At 63.3% G+C, this 18,898-nt stretch carries 22 protein-coding genes and 1 tRNA gene; 12 read left to right on the forward strand and 11 right to left on the reverse strand.

All coding sequences use genetic code 11. The features are described 5' to 3' along the window. Positions 1-96: 96 nt before the first annotated feature. Entirely contained in the window at positions 97-336 is a 240-nt protein-coding gene (locus tag C480_RS12690; protein ID WP_006666016.1) for a hypothetical protein, read from the reverse strand. Between the two features lie 187 nt (positions 337-523). Between C480_RS12690 and C480_RS12695 the strand changes: the two genes are divergently transcribed. Then, positions 524-1,261: a hypothetical protein gene (locus C480_RS12695; protein WP_006666017.1), complete on the forward strand. Its 738-nt coding sequence runs from the start codon at positions 524-526 to the stop codon at positions 1,259-1,261. A gap of 144 nt (positions 1,262-1,405) precedes the next feature. On the opposite strand, the gene C480_RS12700 is transcribed toward C480_RS12695, so the two are convergent. Beyond that, positions 1,406-2,269 (reverse strand): tyrosine-type recombinase/integrase, encoded by an 864-nt coding sequence (locus C480_RS12700; protein WP_006666018.1) that lies wholly within the window; start codon positions 2,267-2,269, stop codon positions 1,406-1,408. After that, entirely contained in the window at positions 2,266-2,412 is a 147-nt protein-coding gene (locus C480_RS24080) for a hypothetical protein (RefSeq protein WP_206537311.1), read from the reverse strand. Before C480_RS24080 ends, C480_RS12700 begins: the two co-directional genes overlap by 4 nt. A 331-nt stretch (positions 2,413-2,743) precedes the next feature. Here C480_RS24080 and C480_RS12705 point away from each other — a divergent pair, with 331 nt between their 5' ends. The 3 genes from C480_RS12705 to C480_RS23840 all read left to right on the forward strand — a co-directional run bounded on the left by C480_RS12705 (position 2,744) and on the right by C480_RS23840 (position 3,992). After that, on the forward strand, positions 2,744-3,079 hold the full coding sequence (locus C480_RS12705) for an ArsR/SmtB family transcription factor (protein WP_006666019.1): 336 nt from the start codon (positions 2,744-2,746) through the stop codon (positions 3,077-3,079). Next, positions 3,076-3,591, forward strand: coding sequence for an SRPBCC family protein (locus tag C480_RS12710; protein WP_006666020.1), 516 nt, complete (start codon positions 3,076-3,078; stop codon positions 3,589-3,591). The genes C480_RS12705 and C480_RS12710 overlap by 4 nt, the downstream gene beginning before the upstream one ends. A gap of 260 nt (positions 3,592-3,851) precedes the next feature. Continuing rightward, positions 3,852-3,992, forward strand: coding sequence for a hypothetical protein (locus C480_RS23840; protein ID WP_006666021.1), 141 nt, complete (start codon positions 3,852-3,854; stop codon positions 3,990-3,992). 69 nt (positions 3,993-4,061) lie between these two features. Here C480_RS23840 and C480_RS12715 read toward each other — a convergent pair whose 3' ends face one another. From C480_RS12715 to C480_RS12725, 3 genes are all read right to left on the reverse strand, one after another. Next, positions 4,062-5,216, reverse strand: a complete 1,155-nt coding sequence (locus C480_RS12715) for a hypothetical protein (protein WP_006666022.1) — start codon at positions 5,214-5,216, stop codon at positions 4,062-4,064. Continuing rightward, positions 5,213-6,388 (reverse strand): DNA primase small subunit PriS, encoded by a 1,176-nt coding sequence (gene priS / locus C480_RS12720; protein WP_006666023.1) that lies wholly within the window; start codon positions 6,386-6,388, stop codon positions 5,213-5,215. Before priS ends, C480_RS12715 begins: the two co-directional genes overlap by 4 nt. Positions 6,389-6,466: 78 nt before the next feature. Next, entirely contained in the window at positions 6,467-6,943 is a 477-nt protein-coding gene (locus tag C480_RS12725) for a GNAT family N-acetyltransferase (RefSeq protein WP_006666024.1), read from the reverse strand. Positions 6,944-7,175: 232 nt separating this feature from the next. Here C480_RS12725 and C480_RS12730 point away from each other — a divergent pair, with 232 nt between their 5' ends. Both C480_RS12730 and C480_RS12735 read left to right on the forward strand, forming a co-directional pair. Next, positions 7,176-7,637, forward strand: coding sequence for an archease (locus C480_RS12730; protein ID WP_049903707.1), 462 nt, complete (start codon positions 7,176-7,178; stop codon positions 7,635-7,637). A 75-nt stretch (positions 7,638-7,712) separates the two neighbouring features. Continuing rightward, on the forward strand, positions 7,713-9,179 hold the full coding sequence (locus tag C480_RS12735; RefSeq protein WP_006666026.1) for an RtcB family protein: 1,467 nt from the start codon (positions 7,713-7,715) through the stop codon (positions 9,177-9,179). A gap of 29 nt (positions 9,180-9,208) precedes the next feature. Here the strand turns inward: C480_RS12735 and C480_RS12740 are convergent, their stop codons facing one another. Together C480_RS12740 and C480_RS12745 are read right to left on the reverse strand one after the other, a co-directional pair. Further along, the gene (locus C480_RS12740; RefSeq protein WP_006666027.1) at positions 9,209-9,439 is read right to left on the reverse strand and encodes a hypothetical protein; all 231 of its coding nucleotides are present in this window, start codon (positions 9,437-9,439) and stop codon (positions 9,209-9,211) included. 147 nt (positions 9,440-9,586) lie between these two features. Then, positions 9,587-11,155 carry a methyl-accepting chemotaxis protein gene (locus C480_RS12745; RefSeq protein WP_006666028.1) on the reverse strand — a complete coding sequence of 523 codons (1,569 nt, stop codon included), beginning with the start codon at positions 11,153-11,155 and terminating at the stop codon, positions 9,587-9,589. 146 nt (positions 11,156-11,301) lie between these two features. On the opposite strand from C480_RS12745, the gene moaA reads away from it, so the two are divergent. Beyond that, the gene (moaA, locus tag C480_RS12750; RefSeq protein ID WP_006666029.1) at positions 11,302-12,297 is read left to right on the forward strand and encodes a GTP 3',8-cyclase MoaA; all 996 of its coding nucleotides are present in this window, start codon (positions 11,302-11,304) and stop codon (positions 12,295-12,297) included. 115 nt (positions 12,298-12,412) lie between these two features. On the opposite strand, the gene C480_RS12755 is transcribed toward moaA, so the two are convergent. Genes C480_RS12755 through C480_RS12765 form a run of 3 tightly spaced genes read right to left on the reverse strand, consistent with a single transcriptional unit; the run spans position 12,413 to position 16,274 of the window. Next, positions 12,413-13,192, reverse strand: a complete 780-nt coding sequence (locus C480_RS12755; RefSeq protein WP_006666030.1) for a DUF7519 family protein — start codon at positions 13,190-13,192, stop codon at positions 12,413-12,415. Further along, on the reverse strand, positions 13,189-15,225 hold the full coding sequence (locus C480_RS12760; protein WP_006666031.1) for a DUF58 domain-containing protein: 2,037 nt from the start codon (positions 15,223-15,225) through the stop codon (positions 13,189-13,191). The genes C480_RS12755 and C480_RS12760 overlap by 4 nt, the downstream gene beginning before the upstream one ends. Then, entirely contained in the window at positions 15,222-16,274 is a 1,053-nt protein-coding gene (locus tag C480_RS12765; protein ID WP_006666032.1) for a DUF4129 domain-containing protein, read from the reverse strand. The genes C480_RS12760 and C480_RS12765 overlap by 4 nt, the downstream gene beginning before the upstream one ends. 244 nt (positions 16,275-16,518) lie before the next feature. Between C480_RS12765 and C480_RS12770 the strand changes: the two genes are divergently transcribed. The 5 genes from C480_RS12770 (at position 16,519) to C480_RS12790 (ending at position 18,856) form a co-directional block, all read left to right on the forward strand. Next, positions 16,519-16,601, forward strand: a tRNA-Ser gene (locus tag C480_RS12770). 71 nt (positions 16,602-16,672) lie between these two features. Further along, positions 16,673-17,191: a 30S ribosomal protein S13 gene (locus C480_RS12775; protein ID WP_006108387.1), complete on the forward strand. Its 519-nt coding sequence runs from the start codon at positions 16,673-16,675 to the stop codon at positions 17,189-17,191. After that, a complete protein-coding gene (locus C480_RS12780; RefSeq protein WP_006666033.1) occupies positions 17,191-17,712 on the forward strand; it encodes a 30S ribosomal protein S4 in 522 nt (173 codons plus the stop codon). Before C480_RS12775 ends, C480_RS12780 begins: the two co-directional genes overlap by 1 nt. Before the next feature lies 1 nt (position 17,713). Further along, a complete protein-coding gene (locus C480_RS12785; RefSeq protein WP_004213955.1) occupies positions 17,714-18,103 on the forward strand; it encodes a 30S ribosomal protein S11 in 390 nt (129 codons plus the stop codon). 3 nt (positions 18,104-18,106) lie between these two features. Then, on the forward strand, positions 18,107-18,856 hold the full coding sequence (locus C480_RS12790; protein ID WP_006666034.1) for a DNA-directed RNA polymerase subunit D: 750 nt from the start codon (positions 18,107-18,109) through the stop codon (positions 18,854-18,856). The last annotated feature ends 42 nt before the right edge of the window (positions 18,857-18,898 follow it).

The raw sequence follows: 18,898 nt of genomic DNA on the forward strand, positions 1-18,898 counted from the left end.
AAATATTGGCACTACAGGGTCTCCGATGCTTTCCGCTGCCCTCAGGTCGGGATTCGCTCTACGTGCATTCTCGAACCGTAGAAAGCAACTCGACGATTAGCGTCCTCCCGACCCGGCTCGAATCAGGAGAATAGCGACTGCAAGGAGTAGCGCCAGTACGGGCGCAGGACTGATTGCGTGTACGGTCAACTCGATTCCTGCGCTGAACGCAACGGTCATGTCGTACCCCGGGTTAGTCATGTTCCGGGTCATCGCAAGCACGATGAACGCTGCAGGGAGGAGTCCAATGAGTGTGATGATTGCGCGAGCGTCGTCAAATGCCTGTACGAAACTCATAGTTGATAGTACTAAGTGTCAGATAATAATTCATTCTCTCGAATAGATTCAATCTATCTCGAGTCCATCGTACAGGTGGTAATGATAGTCGGCAAGAAAGTATTTGCACCTGCACTGACCTGTTGATGATATGCCAAAGTCAAAATATCGATTTGGGGAGGTCGAAACCACGGAGGGGATTCCGCCGATGGACGCCATCGCGGAGGAGATTGATGGAATCTACGGATACGAGGGGGAGCAGCGGGGTGTTTCTGTTGAATCGTCTGAAGACGAGTACGTAGTTGGCGATGACTACATCTTCGCTCGGTTTGTTCAGGAGGTCACCGAGGAGCGACGGGAGATCGAAGAAGGGGAAGTCGTGATTGGCGAGGGTAACATCGCTCGGATTATGCGCTTCCTCCTTACTCGAGACGGTGACTATGCGTACGAGTCCACTTCTGGCGTCTATGATGATGACGCCCTCGAGTATTTCATCGGGGAGGATTCATTCGAGATCGGCTTCGAGTGTAACCGCTACAACCGATTCACGCGAGAGCAGATGTGGGACTTCTACGATGGCGCATTCCGTGTTCGAGGTCTGAAACTCGAAGAGATCGCCGAACTCGATAGGGATGGAGCAGACGTTGACTCGAACGTCGAGGAGCATGTCGAGGACGCTGGTGAAGATACGATCAGGGCCGAGTTCAGCACGGGCTCTCGGGATAATAATCTCAAATCGCCCGATATCGTCGATGGATTCGCGCAGCAGTCCGAGATTGACTATATCCGTATGAAGGATTCGGAGGGGCAGATCAACGAGGCGTATCAGAGCGGTCGATACGTCTACAGTTACCCTGCGGATCTTAGTCTGGAGGAGCAGGCAGAACGGACGAGGCAGGTGCTTTCGGACGTGAAGTCTGGACTCGTTCAGGAAGACGAGGATTAGTGACAATCTCGTGAGCGGCACTCAGCCGCTCGTCACGCCAATTAGTTAGCGATCAGACCATTCCCTCAGTGAATTCCGTCGACTCGCAGAGAACGGAAAAGAGCCCGCTTAGAATCGCAGTGGAAATGAGGGGGTCGTCTCGAGTCAGATATTCTCGAGATATCCCTTCCGAAGTTCGCGCTTCTCCGTCTCTGAACGGGCGTCGTAGTGTTTATCCAAGACGTCGACGCTGACATTGACTCGGTCAGCGGTGATCTCCTTCAGGACGTCTGCGTTCAGATGAGCGGTGATCGCACTCCGCCGAATCGGATGGGGACTGACGCTCGACGGGCACTTACTGGCGTGGTCGAATGTACTCGCCTCACACTCCTCCATATCTCGGTCATGGGGGCACTCGCTGGTATAATGGCAGGGTCGAGTTAGGGTATAGATGTGCTTCTGGATCTGGGACTTGAAGATACGACCACTCTTCGTCGTGAATAGCGGCTCGCGGCCATGGTCGTCCTCGACTCGACAGCGTTTCATCTGAATATAGTCGTCGAGTACTTCGCAGACCTCTGCTTTCAGATTGACCTCGCGCTCCCCGCTCTTCTTATTCTTGAGGCGAGTGCCCTGCTTGGGGCGATGGCGAACCCCGAGATATTGCTCATCGGGATGGTAGTCGTCGAGATCGAGCGAGTGAACGCTCCCAGTACGCATGCCAGTGTGCCAGACCACGTAGAATAGGGCATGACGGAGCGTCGCGTATTCGAACTTCATCAGGTAGTCGAGTATCTCATCGGCCGTCTCTGCGTCGATAGCGATGTCTCGGGCGTTCTCACCGGGATCGATATCCGGCATCATCACGCTCTCCGCTGTCCCCTTCTCGACGAAATCGAGTTTCTCACAGAAGCGTAAGAAGACTCGAAAGGTGCTGAGTTGGTTCGAGAGCGTGACTGAATTGACGTCTCCCTCGTCTCGACGGTAGACCTTGTACTCATAGATACGCCTCCCGGTCATCTCGCTCATATCGTCGAACTCGTACTCGTCGCACCACTCGAGGAAGCGCTTGAGATGGTACTTGTGATTTCTGTCGTCGACTTGGTGACCTCGGGTTTGCGGTCTTTCAGGTAGAGGTTGATCGCTTCATCTGGCGCGATTGATTCAGGCATGGTTTGATCTCCGAATCGCGCCACAGCGGGGCTCTCCGACTGAATCACGGGGGAATTCGGCAGTTCAAATCTGCCCCAACCCACTCGCTCCCTGAGTGATATCGTCGTCTCTGGTCACTACGCAATTGACTGTCCCGCTAGATCTTTGATTGCTGGGTGCTGTCCCAGCGGTCCTAACGCCACCAGATAATCCACAAAGTGCCGTCCAGCCTCACTCCTGCCTCGCACAATATTCAGCAAACTGCCCAAAACGACCGTTTCAGACAGTTTCGCTGACGGTCTCGATAGTAAACTAAATGGTTAAATATCCGTGCCGCTAATAGTTAACCAGATGGTTGACCAACGAACAGCGGCGGATTTGGACGCGATCTTCCAGGCGTTGTCCCATCCGACTCGGCGGGCCCTGATTGAGGACCTTGCCACCGGACCGGCGAGTGTCACTGAACTCGCAGAGCCCCATGACATCTCCCTGGCTGCCGTTTCGAAGCACCTGCAGGTACTCGAAGACGCGGGATTGATCGAGGTCGAACAGGACGGACGCGTCCGGCAGTGCCAGTTGGAGGCGGCTCCACTGAGCGTCGCGTTCGGCTGGCTGACGCAGTACCGCGTCTTCTGGGACGACCGGCTGGACGCGTTGGCTGACCATCTGGAGAACGAGGGCCAATGACAGACGAGAAGACGACAGCAACCGAGTTCGAACCGAGCGAGTACGACATGACGATCCGGCGGACGTTCGACGCCCCGCGCGAGCGCGTGTTCGAAGCGTGGACCGACCCCGAACGGGTCGAACAGTGGTGGGGGCCAGCCGAGTTCACCGTCCCCTACTGCGAACTGGATGTCAGACCGGATGGGGAATTCAGAATCGACATGGAGGGCCCTGACGGCACTATCTATCCCGGTACGGGGGTGTATCACGTCGTCGATGAGCCAGAGCGGCTCGAGGTCACCAGCCGGGCGCTCGAGGACGAAGACGGCACCCCGCAACTCGAAGTGTATCAAACGGTCACGTTCGCCGAGCGCGGTGAGCAGACCGAACTGACGATCCGGGCGGAAGTGATCCGGGCGAGCGAAGCGGTGGCTGACTCGCTCGAAGGAATGGAACTGGGGTGGAGCCAGAGCCTCGACAAACTCGAGGGGTTCATCGCCGACGAGTCGGCCGTTCCGTCGACAGGCGACTAACCGCTTCCAATCGCGTCACCGCTGTGCGAGATCCGGTCGCGGTCCGTGCAGCAGCAGACGGCGTGGCACGCGATCAGCGGGTCCGACTGTATGGCACCGCCACCGGGTCCCGAGTCGACTCCGGACGACACTCTCAAGAGCGTCGTTCTTTTGCAACCCCTGCGAAGCAGCCCTGTCCGTGACAGCGGACCACCGTTCCGAAACTGCAACCCAGCGGAACCACGACGAATGCTTAAGGCCGCCTATGTTCTTGGTATCATATGGCATACCAACTTCGCTGCGACAGTTGCGAACTCGATCGGGAATGTCGCGACTGGATCGAAGCCAGCGAGGTCGCCAGCGAACACGAAGCGGAATACGGTGACCACTGGGTGAGTATCTACGACGTTCCAGCGGCCTGAGACGAAATGCGTCGATAGCAGTCGCAGTTGTCGGTGTCGGCAGACTGCCACGGCCGTGAATTCCGAACGTCACTCGAGCGGTTCGGCCGCCTCGCGTTCGAGTAGTGGCGTCGCGTTCGCTTCGGGGAGCGTCACAATGTCATCGCTGACAAGCGTATATTCCCGGTCGTCGACGCCGAGGATAGAGCCGATGTCCTGCGTGATTTTGACCGTCATGCGGTCGACTTGCGATTCGGAGGTCGCCTCGTCCGTGTCCGCTTTCGCTTCGGAGGGCGAACGGGATCGTATTCCGTCGTAGTCGTCGCCCGTACCGCCCTCAGTACTACCACCCTCACGGTGTTGCTCGGGTATCCCGGTATCGGTCACTTCCCCTGGACCTTCGGTTGTCTCCGTCGCTGCTGCACTCGAGTTCACCTGCGGGGCGGACTCGGCGTGAGCCGTGTTGGCGGTGTCGGTTGTCTCGGCCGTCTCAACTGTGTCGGCCCCGGCACTCGAGGTGGCACTAGCAGCGTCACCGCCCATCACGTCCGCAGGGGAGACGCCCGCGGCGTCGGCGGGTTCCGAGTCGGGAGTGGCTGGCGTGGACTGCGAAGTCGGCGGCTGCTGCGTGTGGGGTGCGTTTTGTGAGTGCTGCTCGGACTGAGACTCGGGGACCTGGTCGTCTCCCCGGTTCGCTTCGCGGCGTTGCACGGGGTCTTCCGATGCGGGTTCTTGCGGTGGTGTCGGTGGGGCGGGCGAATTGGAGCGCTGGCGCTGGTCCTGGTCCTGACCCTGATCTTGACCGGCTTCTCTCGAGGTAGCGCTATCGGTATCGGTGGCCGTGTCCTGGGCCTGGGTACTGCCCTCAAGCACGTCGAGCACGCGTGCTTTGTTCCCCTTAATTCGGTCGACGAGATCGTCGAAGAGGGCGGCCTCTTCGGCGGTTAGCCCCTCGTCGTCCGCCGCCATGCCGGCCGCGGCGAGACTCGCTTGCTTGACGAGTTTTCCCATCCGGCGCTCGTAGATCGCTTCGACCACGTCGTTTGCGGTCTCGATTTCGTCCGTGAGCCGACCCACTTCGGGCGACGAAAAGGGGTCATCGGCGCGCTCGGCCGCGCGCTCGCGTTCGGCCTCGAGTTCGGCGATGTACTCGCCGACCTCCTGGTAGAACGAGGGGCGAAGGTTCTGGAGGCTGTCTTTCTTTCGCTCCTTGCTCTGGACCGAGCGTAGTTCGTTCAGGTTCATTCTTTCTCCTTTTCAGCCCGACCGCGTGCCATCAGGAAGACGGCAACGTACTCTGGGAGTGACTGGTCACCCTCGGAGACCGTAAAGCTATCTCCTCCGAGTTCGACCGTCCCGCCGTCGGTGACGTCGACGGCGATCTCCTGGCCCACGAACGTCTCGGGGACGGCGTCGACCAGCGGGTCGAACGCGTCGAGTTCATCGCGCTGGAGGCGAACCGTTTGCAGTCCGCTGCCGCCGTGGAGCGTGCCGGGCAGTCGGATGAGGCGGTTCGTGTCGGTCGTCACCGGTTCGTCGATCGGGGCGTTGTCCCGTTCGACGGCTTTCGAGGCGAATCGCTCCGCCAACTGCGCGACGGCGGTGTGGACGGTGACGTTGCCCGATTCGAGTTGCTCGCGGTTGTTCCGGGCGGCGTTTATCGTCGCCTGTGCCTTCCCCTCGCCGATACCGTCGAACTCCTGGAGGCGCTCGAGTGCGGCGTCTGCTTCGAGTTCGAGGAGGTCGTCGACAAAGGCCATGAAGTGATCGTGAGTTCGCTTTCCCCAGCCGCCCTCGACGCGGAGCGTTCGTCGCTCCGTCGGCGTCTTTCGACCGAGTCCGGCGACGGTTTCGGTTTCGATCAGTTCGTCGAAGTCGAGGCCGATCCCGCGAACGTAGTCGACGATTTCGCGGCGGTGCTCCCGGTCGAGGTGGCGGACGTTGTCGTCGCGGACGTGGACGTGGTAGCCGCGACCGCCCGAAAAGACGAGTTCCAGTTCTTCGAAGCCAAAGTCGTTTTCGAGAAAGTCGAGGAGCCGAAACAGGGCGTCCTTACACGTCGCGAGCATCTCGGCGTAGGTGTCCTCTCCGAGGGTGACGTTCGGCAGGTGGTCCGCGTCGAGGTCGAAGACGAGATCGGCGGACTGCCAGTCTTTCTCGCTCATCGAACTCGCGCTCGGATCGCGAAAGCGGCCCGCGGAGAAGTAGACGTGTCGCGGGCGCTTGCGGACGAGGAACTCGGAGAGGTCGCCGAGTTCGAGCAGTGATCGGTGGCGGACCATCGTCGTGCCGGGGCTTTCGGTCCAGGGGATAAAGCCCCACTCGCGTTCGTTCGCGGCGGGCGGTGGCGTTAGCTCCGTCCGTCGATAGTAGTCTCGAAATCGCCCCCGAAGATAGGCCCTCGTTCGCTCCTCCATGCGCTTGCGCTACTCGTCGTGGCGCGGGTATAATTGTATTGGACTGTCCGTGCGGGTGACCGTCGGTCCCAGACCACACTACCGGCGCATCAGGTCGGAGATCCGGTCCGCGATCCCGTCGCCGGAGCCGAGTTTCAGGTAGTAGGCGTCGCCGCTGTCCTCGTAGTAGTTGTCGATCCGACGTTTGATCTCGAAGCCGAGATGCTCGTAGAACTGCAGGGCGTTCTCGTTGCTCGTCCGGGCGTGACAGGTGATCGTCTCGTGGTCGTCGGCAACCCGGGCAACGAGGCGTTTTCCAAGGCCCTCTCCGCGGTGGGCCGGCGAAACTGCAAGAAAGAGAATGTAGCCGTCGCGCCGAACGGCGGCAAAACCGACGAGTTCGTTGTCGAGGACGTAGCAGTGAACGGTCGATCGGCGGTAGGCGTCAGTAAAGAAATCCCGCCGCTGCTTGAGGACGTCCTCCTGCTGGTTGATCTGCTCTTTGAGCTGCCAGGCCTGCTCGACGAACTCGTCGTTCCCTGGCGTAACGACGCGCCTGTCGATGTTGACGCTCACTACCACTGCCTTACATCGTCGCCAATATAATTCCACCGGCAACGAGGTCCCCGACCGAGATACTGTCGACCGGGTGACTATCAATCGCAGTACTGCGGGCTACTGCAGGACCCGCCGCGGACAACGGGGGTTCGAGGCCGACCGCTCGCTGACTCTCGTCCGAAAGTACCGGTGCTACGTCGGCGGAAGCGACGGACATACGACGGTGGTACGCAAACGTCGAGACGAGACGATGGGCTTCGAACTGCGCGATCACACTGCCGACGTTGCGGTCGCGGCGACGGGTGGGTCACTCGAAGCGGTCTTCGCCGCCGTCGCCGACGGCCTGGCGGCCTGCTCGACTGACGAGATCCCCGACGCAGGCGAGCGGTTTTCGCTCACCGTCGCCGCCGAGAGCCGCGAGGCACTGCTGTTCGACTACCTCGACGAACTCATCTATCTGCGGGACGTGCGCGCCGAACTCCCGGTCGACCACCGCGTCGAGTCGATCACCGGGCCGAGAGTCGAGGCAGCCGACAGCGACGCCGATGGCGACGATCCGACAGCCGATCCTCCGTGGGAATTGACCGCAACCGCCCGCGGCGTCCCGCTTACTGAACTCGACGCCCGGGAGGTGAAAGCCGTCACCTACTCCGAGATGCGACTCGAGAACGTCGCCGACGGGTGGGAGGCGTACGTCGTCTTCGACATTTGATCACACGGGTCGAGACTCGCATACCGAGCAACTCGAGAGACGAACACCTTTCATCGTCGGGGTCCGACTTCGCGTATGAGCAACACCACGTTCGAGGCCGGCGACATCACGCTCGAGCAGGTGCGCGAGTTCGTCTGGGAGATCCCTCAGGAGGGAGATATGCGCGCGCCCGCGAGAGTGCTCGCGAGCGAAGCCCTCCTCGAGGAGATTCGGGAGGACAAGACGCTCGAGCAGATCACGAACACGACTCACCTGCCGGGGATCACGAACTACGCGATTTGCATGCCCGACGGTCACCAGGGCTACGGGTTCCCGGTCGGTGGGGTCGGTGCACTCGACGCCGAGAACGGCTGTATTTCGCCGGGAGCGGTCGGCTACGACATCAATTGCGGCGTCAGGATGATGCGGACGAATCTGACCTACGACGAACTTCAGGGACGGGAAGAAGAACTCGTCGACTCCCTCTTTGCGAACATCCCGTCGGGGCTCGGCGGCGGCGGCGTCGTCGAAGCCGGCGTCGACACCGTCGAGGAGATACTCGAACGGGGCGTCGACTGGGCGCTCGAGAACGGTCACGCCGTCGAGGACGACCTGCTCCACTGCGAGGACGAGGGAATGCGTGAGGGCGCGGACCCGGGGAAGGTGAGCCAGAAGGCCAAAGACCGCGGGAAGAACCAGATCGGTTCGCTCGGCTCGGGCAACCACTTCCTCGAAGTCCAGCGCGTCACGGACGTCTTCGACGACGAGGTGGGTGAGGCCTACGGCCTTGAAACGGACCAGATCGTCGTCCTGATCCACTGCGGTTCGCGCGGCTTGGGCCACCAGACCTGCAACGACTACCTCCGGAAGATCGAGCAGCAACACCAGGGACTGCTGAATCAGTTGCCGGACAAAGAACTCGCGGCCGCACCCGCCGGCTCCCAACTCGCCGAAGACTACTACGGCGCGATGAACGCCGCGATCAACTTCGCGTGGGTCAACCGCCAACTCATCATGCACCGCACGCGGCGGGTCTTCGAGCGCGTCTTCGACCGCTCGTGGGAGGCCATGGACATGCACCTGCTGTACGACGTAGCCCACAACATCGCGAAGAAGGAAACGCACACCGTGGGGGGAGACGAACGCGAACTCTACGTCCACCGGAAGGGTGCCACGCGGGCGTTCCCCGCCGGCCACCCCGAAGTGCCCGCCGCGTATCGCGATGTCGGTCAGCCCGTCATCATCCCCGGCAGCATGGGAGCCGGCAGCTACGTCCTTCGAGGCGGCGAACACTCGATGGACCTCACCTTCGGCTCCACGGCCCACGGTGCGGGACGGCTGATGAGCCGTACCCAGGCCAAAAACGAGTTCTGGGGCGGCGACGTACAGGACGAACTCGAGGACCAGCAACAGATCTACGTGAAGGCCCAGTCCGGCGCGACGGTTGCCGAGGAAGCACCCGGCGTCTACAAGGACGTCGACGAGGTGGTTCGCGTCTCGGACGCGTTGGGTATCGGCGACAAGGTGGCGCGGACGTTCCCGGTGTGTAACATCAAGGGGTAATAACCGACTTCGATCGGAGTTCGAGAGGCCTATTTCAGTCGGAACGGGTTCTCGTCGTCGTCCTCACTGGCATCCCCGCTCGTCTCTGCGGTCTCGCTCTCGTACGGCTTGCGGGCGGTGATCGTCACCGTCGCCTCGGGATTGTCCTCGTCGGACCAGGGGCTGTCGTAGGCCGAGAGTTCGAGATCGGTCACGTCCCAACCGGCGGCTTCGATGCGTTCGACGAGTTCGCGCTGGTCGGAGAGCATGTCGTCGTCCATGGTCGGTGTTCGTGCGGGGGCGGTGTAGGTTTTCGGCCGGCGGGGGTTTTTTCGGCTGGCAGGGTTCTCGGTCGACGGAATGGAGTGGTGGACGAGTCACCACGGCCGTCCGTCGGTGGAACTGGAACGAGGGCGTACGAGGTCGCGTTAGTCGTCGGTCTGTAACTCGTCGACGCGGCGGACGAGTTGGTCGATCGTTCGCTCCTGCTGGCTCGTCGCCTCGACGATTCGCTCCGTCGCCGTCTCGCTTCGCTCCGAGCGGTCCCGGACCGTCTCGATCGTCGAGGTGAGTTCTTCGACGCTAGCAGTCTGGTCGTCGATCACGCGGGCGACCTCCGAGATACCGTGGGCGGCCTCGTCGACGGAGTCGGCAATTGCCTCGAGTTCGGTGATGACGGCGTCGATCTGGGTTTCGGCGTGGTCGATCCGGTCGTGGGAGCGGGAGACGGCGTCGGTCGTCGCGGTGAACTGGGCCTGCAACTCGTCGAGGTTCGCCGTGATTTCCTCGGTGTGGTCCTGCGTCTCGTTGGCGAGGGTTTTGACGTGGTCCGCGACGACGGCGAATCCGTCGCCGCTGTCGCCGGCGCGCGCGGCTTCGATGTTGGCGTTGAGCGCGAGGAGGTTCGTCTCGTCGGCGACGTCCGAGATGACCTCGACGACGGAGCCGATGTCGTCCATCTTGGCCGTGAGTGCGTCGATGTTTGCGGCGAGTTCGTCGCCGATTTCGACGACGTCTTCGGTCGCCTCGCGTGCATCCGCGCCGGCATCGAGTCCGTGTTCGACGGCGTCTTTGGCGGCCTGGGCGGCGGTGTCGACCTCTTCTGCCTGGGCGGCGACTTCCTCCATGCCGGCCGCGAACGTCTGCATCTCGCTTGCGGAGTCCTCGAGTAAGCGATGCTGTTCGGCGACGTTGTCCGCGATATCGTCGGCGGCCGCGCTCGCGTCGTCGACGGAGGCTTGCAGCTCGGTCGCCTGTTCGCTCACGCGGCCGGTGAGCGTTTCGAGGCTGGCGGCCATCTCGTTGAGGTCGTCGACGACGGCCACGAGTTCGGAATCGAGCAACTGGAACGAGTCGCGTCGCCGTGCGCGGGCGGTGAGGTCGCCGTGGCTGATTTCGGTTGCGGTCGTCTGGAGTTCGCGGACGAGCGCCGTCGTGGCGTCGCGCTCGGCGACGATGTCGGTTCGGTCGACGACGACTTCGATGACGCCGAGAAGGTCGCCGTCGCTTCCCCCGTCGGTGCCGTACAGCGGTGTCGCCGAGAAGTCGATGTGTTTCTCGTCGCCGTGGCGGTCGACCATGGTGCTGGTGTCGCCGTACCGGCGTTGCTCGGGGTCGCGCAGTTCGACGCCGAACCGTTCGTGGGCCCGCTCGGGGGCCTGTAACACCTTGTCCGCGAGCGTATCCCCCCGGCGGCCGTCAGGGTAGAACAGTTCCGACGCGTAGTCGTGGCCGAGCGCATCGGCTCGGTCGACGCCGGTCAACTCGGCCAGCGCCGCGTTCCACTCGACGACCGTTCCCTCGGCGTCCAGAATGAACGTGGGAATGCCGGTTCCATCGAACAGTTGCTGATAGCCGGCCCGGCGAATGACCGGCGCAGCAGCGCCCTCGAACCCGCCGACGGACTCCTCCTCGCGGTCGTCTTCGGTCGGTCGATTGGAGACCCGTGTAGCTGTCGACTCGGCGTCTCGAGACTCGTCTGAAATCTTACTGTCCATTGGTCACTACCCGCACGGTTAGACGGAACGTAGTTAAAGTCGACGGCAACAGAATGTTTAGTTGACAGTATCGGGGTAATGGAAATCAGTTACTGGATGTCGAAATACCCGGCGCGTTTAAGCGGATTCGACCACAACACAAAGCTATGCTCACCGACGAGTTCGGGCGCGAGGTGACCGGGGTCCGCGTCTCGCTCACCGATCGGTGTAACTTCGACTGCGTCTACTGTCACAACGAGGGTCTCGGCGACACACGGGGGCCGATGGATCCGCAGGACGACGAGATGGAGACGGACGACATCGTTCGCTTTCTCGAGGTCGCCGCCGAGTTCGACGTCGATGCGGTCAAGTTCACCGGCGGCGAGCCGATGCTCCGACAGGACTTAGCCGAAATCATCGAGCGCACGCCCGACGGGATGGAGGTTTCGCTGACGACCAACGGGACGTTCCTCCCCGACCGCGCCGATGAACTCGTCGACGCGGGGCTCGATCGCGTCAACGTCTCGCAGGATGCGCTCGATCCCGAGGATTTCGCGGCCGTGACCCAGAGCGGGGCCTACGAACGAGTGCTCGAGGGGGTCGAGGCAGCGCTCGATGCGGGGCTGGACCCGGTCAAACTCAACATGGTCGTCTTCGAGCAGACGGCGGGGTACGTGCCGGAGATGGTCGACCACGTCGCGCGAAACGACGGCCTGCAGCTCCAGTTGATCGAGTACATGCCCGAGTTGACCGGCCGACCCGAGTGGAACATCGACATCCAGCGCGTTCACGACTGGCTCGCCGAGCAAGCCGTCGAGATCGAACATCGGGAGATGCACGATCGAAAGCGCTACTGGGTGAGTCACGACGAGGCTCCCGAATCCGGCCGCGGCATGGTCGAAATCGTCGATCCCGTCGAGAATCCGACCTTCTGTGCGAACTGCCATCGCGTCCGCGTCACCCACGAAGGTTATCTCAAGGGCTGTCTCAACCGAAACGACGACCTCCGGTCGATGGGCGACATGACGAAACAAGAGATTCGCGAGACGTTCCGCGAAACCGTCGCGAACCGCGTCCCCTACTACGGCGAGTACATGGTGCAAAACGGCGACGGCGAGTGGGAAGTCAACGACGAGTACATCGAGGGCTACGCCGGCACCTGATCGTCACACTGCAGCGGAGTGATGTGACGATGGCACTGACGGTGACACTGAACTCGTCTCCGCGACGGGAAATCCCTATTCTCTCACATCCCGATTCGTCCGGAGTGGCTACCATCTACCGTGGCGGTCGCTTTTGCTTTCGTTTCCGACCGGGACTCCTGGATCGCTTCGTTCCGAGACTGACAATGATGAGCGTGACTGCGACCAGCAGCAGGACGATCGCCGAGGCTGGCAGGTTGCCCGTCCCGGCGGTGTACACCGCGTAGCCGATGGTTCCCGACAGCAGTCCGACCAGCAGGCTCGATCCGAGTTGGACGAGTTCGAGGCGGATGGTCCGAGTGTCGCGGCCGAGTTGGGTGCCGAGTGTGAGCCCGCTGTGACCGAGATCCCAGGCGAGGACGGTCGCGACCGTGCCGACGACGAGGGGTTCGACGAGGGGTGATCGGGCGCCGGCGACGATGAGGCCGACGAGGAGGACGAGTGCACCGATATCGATCGTCCGTGGGTGTGCCCAGTACAGTCCGGCGGCAAGGACGGCGACGCCGAGTGCGGTGACGCCGACGGCCGGGGTGGTGATGCCGGATGCGAGTGCGGCCATAACCGTTGTGACGAGTGCGGCGGCGAGCGCACACCCGCTCGAGAACAGCGTCGGTTTGCGCGTGAGGGTGACGGGACCGGCCGCTCCATCGCGGTCGTAGTCCCGCGACTCGGCCCGGTCTTGATCTTGGCCCTGGTCCTCGTTCTGCACCTGCTTGCGCTCGCCGGGGCCCGTTGTTCCGTCGGCTGTCGCTCGGTGCCGTGGCTGTGACTGTGGCTCCGATTCCGCGCGGGGACCGGTTCCCCTGCTGGCGCGTCGCTCCTGTTCTCGACCGTTCTGTTCCGGTGGCGGCGTCATCGAGAACCACCCGCAGCGTGGCGCGCGAAGACCGCGTCGATCGATTCGTCAGGTCCCCAGTCGACGACCGAAATCCCCGCCTGTTCGAGGTCGAACCGACGGACGCGTCGGGCGACGGCCGCGAGGCGATGGCCGACCGTTCGTTCCGCGGTCGGGTCCGGGCTCACGACCGTCACGGCGTGGCCGCCGGCGTCGAGTCGCCGGGCGATATCGGCCGCCATCGCATCGCACAGCGGCGAGAGGAGGACGATCTGCGTTTCGGCCGAGAGTCGGCGCTGAATCGTCCGAAACTGCGAGAACCAGCGACTGTTCTGGTCCGGCGGGAGCGTCTCGAACTGCGGATGCGTCGCGAGCAACTCCTGAAACTGGATCTCGTGGTCCCGGCCGGACGCCGGCGCGAGCCAGCATGGCTCCGTCCGTCGCCGTCCAGTTCTCGAACTTACCTGTTCGCGATCGGTCGGGCCGAGTCCGGCGAGCCCGACGGTATCGCCCCCATCGAGGAGCGAGGCGGCGATTCGACCCGCCGCAGTTACCGATCGATCGACCGCGTGCGCCCGATCCGGTGCCGGGGCGAGATACGACTGTCGCCGCGCATCGACGAGGACGACGACGCGAGCGGCCCGCTCCTCGTGGAACTGGAGCGTCGCGAGTTCGCCCGTCTTCGCGCGACGATTCCAGTCGATACGAGAGAGCGAGTCGTTCGGCCGATACTCCCGCACCGAGTGGAAGGTCGTTCCCGTTCCGCCCTCCGCCGTCGTCAGCCGCCCGGCAAAGGCGGCTGCGGTCGTCCGAAGCGGGACCGGCGCAGCCGTCGGCCGGAGTTCAGGTTCGCAGGTGACGGTCGTCTCCGTGCCGACGAGGTACTCGCGTTCCGTCGAACGCGAGAGGTCACGCACGATCGCGAGCGCGGGATCGAACCGGTGGTTTCCACGTTGGACGGTCACCGTATACTCGAGCGTGGCCGACTCGCCCGGCCGAAGTGCGGTCCCGAGCCGGCTCGAACCGTCCGTCACGGCGAGGCCCGCCGGAATGCCGTCGACGAACCGAAGGTCCGGGACGAAGCCCGAACCCGCGTTCGTAAGCGTGACGGTAACGTCGACGTCATCGCCGGGGTCAGGCGCGTCGTCTTCGATTGTACGCTCGAGTTCGAGTTCGAGTTCGGGCGGCTCGAGCGCCCGGGCGAAGCCGGCGTAGCCGATACCGATGACGCCGATGAGGACGACGCCGGCCGATTCGACGAGCGCGCCGATACCGACGGCGAGGAGAGCGACGACGCCGATACCGAGCCAGTAGTCGGTCGATCTGGTCCGTGCGTCTTGGAGGCCGTCGACGGATTCCGTCGTCGTCCGGCGCGGGGTTGGCGTCGAGTCGTCGGTCGTTCCGCGCTGGGAGTCGTATTCCGGGAGCGCAACGGTCTCGGTCTCGCCGGGGCTCGTTCCCGGAGCTGCGGAGTCAGCTTCAGTGTCGCTCCCAGCCCGGTCGTAACCGACCGACGCGATCGCGGCGGCGGTGTGTCGAACGCCCCGCTGGAAGGCAGTTTCCCCGTCGGTGATGCGCTGCAGTCGCGATCGAAGCGACCGCTTCGGCCGGTCGACCGAGTCCGAGAGGAACGCGGCGGCGATCGGATCGCCGGTCCAGGTCCCCGCTTCGATGCGGTCGGTCGCGGCCGCCACGGTGTCACCCTCGAACCGCGTGAGGACGGCCACGGCCGCCGCCCGGAGCCCGTCGACCGTCCGCCGCCCACGGGTCGTATACTCGGCGGTCGCTTGCCGAAAGTCAGCGACTGAACTCGAGAGCGACTGACCGGGAACGGGAACGTTGACTCGTCGTTCGGGCGCTGCCTCGGCGCTGTTCGGCCGGTCGCGCCGATTGGATCGCCGCCCGAGTGATCGGAGACCAACCAGGAGTGCGATCAGTGCGACGACACCGATCGCACTGTCGGTGAGGCTGAGCTCGAGAGTCCCGGTTGCGACGGCGAGACCGCACCCGAGTGCGAGAAAGCCGAGCAGCAGCGGGATTCGTCGGACGTTCACCGATTCTCACCGCCGTTCGGTCGTTCGGAGCGGTCCGAGTGCCCTTGCCCTGCTTGGTCCGATCCACGCTGTCCGGAAGTGTCCGGCCGGTCGGCGTCCGTCGCTGCCGACCGCTCCGAATCGGCGGCTGCCGACGCCGCCGTGTCGCCGTATTCGCGTTCGATCCGCCGAAGGATCGTGACCGCCCGGTCTTCGAGTTCGGGCGTCGACTCCGTCGAGCCGTATCGAACGTCCTCGAAGAGCCGGGTAAGTTCGTCGACGTGCTCGCGAGTCAGGCCGGCGTCGACGGCGGCGCTTGCGAACTCGCGCGGCGTGCTCGAGTCGGGGCGGTCGACATCGAGCGGCCGGGTCATCTCGCGCCAGGCGCGGTAGATTTCGTTGTCGAGGTCGGTCGACTCGTCGATTCGGTCGGCGGCGCGGCCGGCGGCGGTACCGACCGCAGCAGCGTCTGCGCTTCGGGTCGCATCCTCGTCCTGCACCGTGGCTGTTGCCGTGCCGTCGTCCGTCCCGGATCCGCGGGAGAGCAACACGCCGCCGACGAAAATCGTCGTAATGATAGCAAGCGCGGCAAATAACGGATTGGTCGGGAACACGTCGCTGGCCTCGCCGTCACCGCTTCCCGGAGCGGCGGGGGTCCCCGAGCCGGCGCTCCGATTCAGCATTTCGGCGGGACCGCTCGCCATATCGAACTCGAGAAAGGAGAGGAGGAGAATTCCGCCGAGTGCGGCGAGGAGGGCAACGGCGATCAACGAGACGGCCTCGCGTCGGTTGGCGAGGAGATACCAGACGAGTGCGATCACGACGATGATGAGGAGCGCGTAGAAGAGGTACTCGAGAAACGGCGGCACGCCGCCACCGCTCGGGACGTCGTTCGGGGAACCCGGTTGGTCGACGATACCCTCGGTGCCGGTTCCGGCACCGCTTCCGGCGGAGCTGCCGCCCGAGCCGCCGGTATCGATCGGCGTATCGATCGTCGCCGCTGCGAGTGCAATCGCGACGATACCGCCGAGTGCGGCGGCGACTCGGACGAGGAGGTCGTTTCGGGACACCAGTTTCGGGGACGTTGTGTCGCATCAGTAATAAGTGGGTCCATCGACCGCGGGATCGGTTCACAGGGAGGTCGGACCCCGATAGAACGTCGTCCGGCGGATAACGCGGGGCACACTCGCCTGCGTAACCGAGCGGTTGCCGGTGCCTTTCGTTGCCCTTAAGTACCAGACGGGGGTACGTTCGATTGCGATACGTGTAGGGGAGCAGTCCCCGAGTCCGAACGGGCGATGATAGAGACACGGTGTCGTGGTAGCCAAGCGGCCCAAGGCGCATGGTTGCTAACCATGTGGCGTCAAGCCTCCGGGGTTCAAATCCCCGCCACGACGTCGGATACCCGAGACTGGCACTCTTCGCCAGTCGATTGCACCGCTGCAGACCAGACACAGATACACGACATATGAGCGCGGAAGAACCCCAAGAGCAAGAGGACGAAGACCTTCAGTACTTCGTCCGTATCGGTCAAACCGACCTTGACGGGACGAAGTCCGTCGAGCGCTCGCTCTCGGAGATGAACGGGATCGGTCGCCGAACCGCCCGACTCATCGCCGAGAAAGCGGGCGTCGATCGAACGGCAACGTTCGGCCGACTCGACGACGACGTCATCGACGAGGTCGTTTCACTCGTAGAGAACTACGCCGACGAAGTCCCCGACTGGCTCAACAACCGCCAGCACGACTTCTACACCGGCGAAACAACCCACGAGATCGGCAACGATCTCCAGCTGAGTCGTCAACACGACATCAACCGGATGAAGATGATCGACTCCTACAAAGGCACGCGCCACAAGCGCGGCCAGAAGGTTCGCGGTCAGCGTACCAAGTCCACCGGTCGAACGGAGGGCACCATCGGAGTCAACGTCGAAGAGATCCGCGAAGAAGCGGCCGAAGAAGCCGCCGAAGAGGAGGGGGAGGACTAATGCCACTCGGCACCGACACCAAGCAGTACGAGACGCCGAATCACCCCTACCAGGGTGAACGCATCACCACCGAACACTCCCTGCTCGACCGCTACGGCCTGAAAAACAAAGAGGAACTCTGGCGCGCGCAGTCCCAGCTTCGCTCCTACCGGCGCGAGGCCCGCGACCTGCTCGGCCAGGCCCAGGGCGACGAAGCCGTTATCCGTCGCTCCGAGGAATTCCTCGGACGGCTCAAACGCGTCGGCATTCTGGACGAGGCGGACGAACTCGGTGACGTCCTCTCGCTCGAAATCGAGGACGTCCTCGAACGTCGCCTCCAGACGGTCGTCTACCGCAAGGGACTCGCAAACACGACCCAGCAGGCGCGACAGTTCGTCTCCCACGGCCACATCGTCGTCGGAGACCAGCGCCAGCGAATCCCATCGTACGTCGTCGACGTCGACGAGGAAGACCTCGTTGCCTTCGACGAGAACAGTCCACTCGCGGACGAACTCCACCCGGAGCGGGCGGAGGGTCAGTAACATGAGTCAGGACGACGAAAAGTGGGGCGTAGCCCACGTGCACGCATCGTTTAACAACACCATCATGACCGTGACGGACCTCACGGGCTCGGAGACCATCACCAAGTCCTCCGGCGGGACGGCCGTCAAGCAAAACCGCGACGAGGCCTCGCCCTACGCCGCGATGCAGATGGCCGAATCCGTCGCCGAGGAAGTCAAGGCCGCCGGTATCACGGGCCTGCACGTTCGCGTTCGCGGCCCCGGTGGCAACCTCCAGAAGTCCCCCGGTCCCGGCGCGCAGGCGACGATCCGTGCGCTCGCCCGCTCGGGCATCGAGATCGGGCGCATCGAGGACGTCACGCCGATCCCACACGACGGATCGCGCGCACCGAAAGGCAAGGGCGGCTACTAGACCATGAGTGTAGCGTACGACGTCGAGTTCGTCGAACGCGAGGACCGAGACGCCCGGTTCCTCGTCCGCGGCATCACGCCCGCGTTTGCCAACGGCATCCGTCGCGCGATGCTCGCCGACGTGCCGACGATGGCGATCGACACCGTTCGGTTCGTGGAGAACTCGTCGGTCATGTTCGACGAGCAACTCGCACTTCGGCTCGGGCTCGTCCCGCTTTCGACCCCGCCCGAAGGCGAGTTCGGTGAGGACGATACCGTCACGCTCTCGATCGACGTCGAAGGGCCAGCGACCGCCTACTCGGGCGATCTCATCTCGAGCGACGAACTCGTCCAGCCCGCAGACGAGAACGTGCCGATCATCGACCTCAAAGACGATCAGCGTCTCGAGGCCGAGGCAGACGCCGTTCTCGACCGCGGCAAGGACCACGCCAAACACCAGGGCGGTGTCGCAGTCGGCTACCGCCACCTGCAGCGTGTCGCCGCCGTCGAGGATCTCCCCGAGTTCGAAGACTCCGAGAGTCGGATCGTCCGCGGCGTGATCGAGGACGACGGCGAACTCGTTCCCACGAGCGAGTTCGACCACGACCTCTCGAACCGCTATCCGGGCAAGGACGTGACCGTCGAGGACGTGCCGAACGCCTTCGTCTTCCACGTCGAGACCGACGGCTCGTTCACGGTCGAAGACCTGGTCACCCGCGCCGCCGAGACCATCGAATCTCGCGCGACTGAACTCGAAGACGCAGTACAGCTATAGAGCAAATGATCCGACGCCCCCGATCCAACCGATACGAACGCG

The organism is Natrialba aegyptia DSM 13077 (assembly GCF_000337535.1).
Classification (GTDB): domain Archaea; phylum Halobacteriota; class Halobacteria; order Halobacteriales; family Natrialbaceae; genus Natrialba; species Natrialba aegyptia.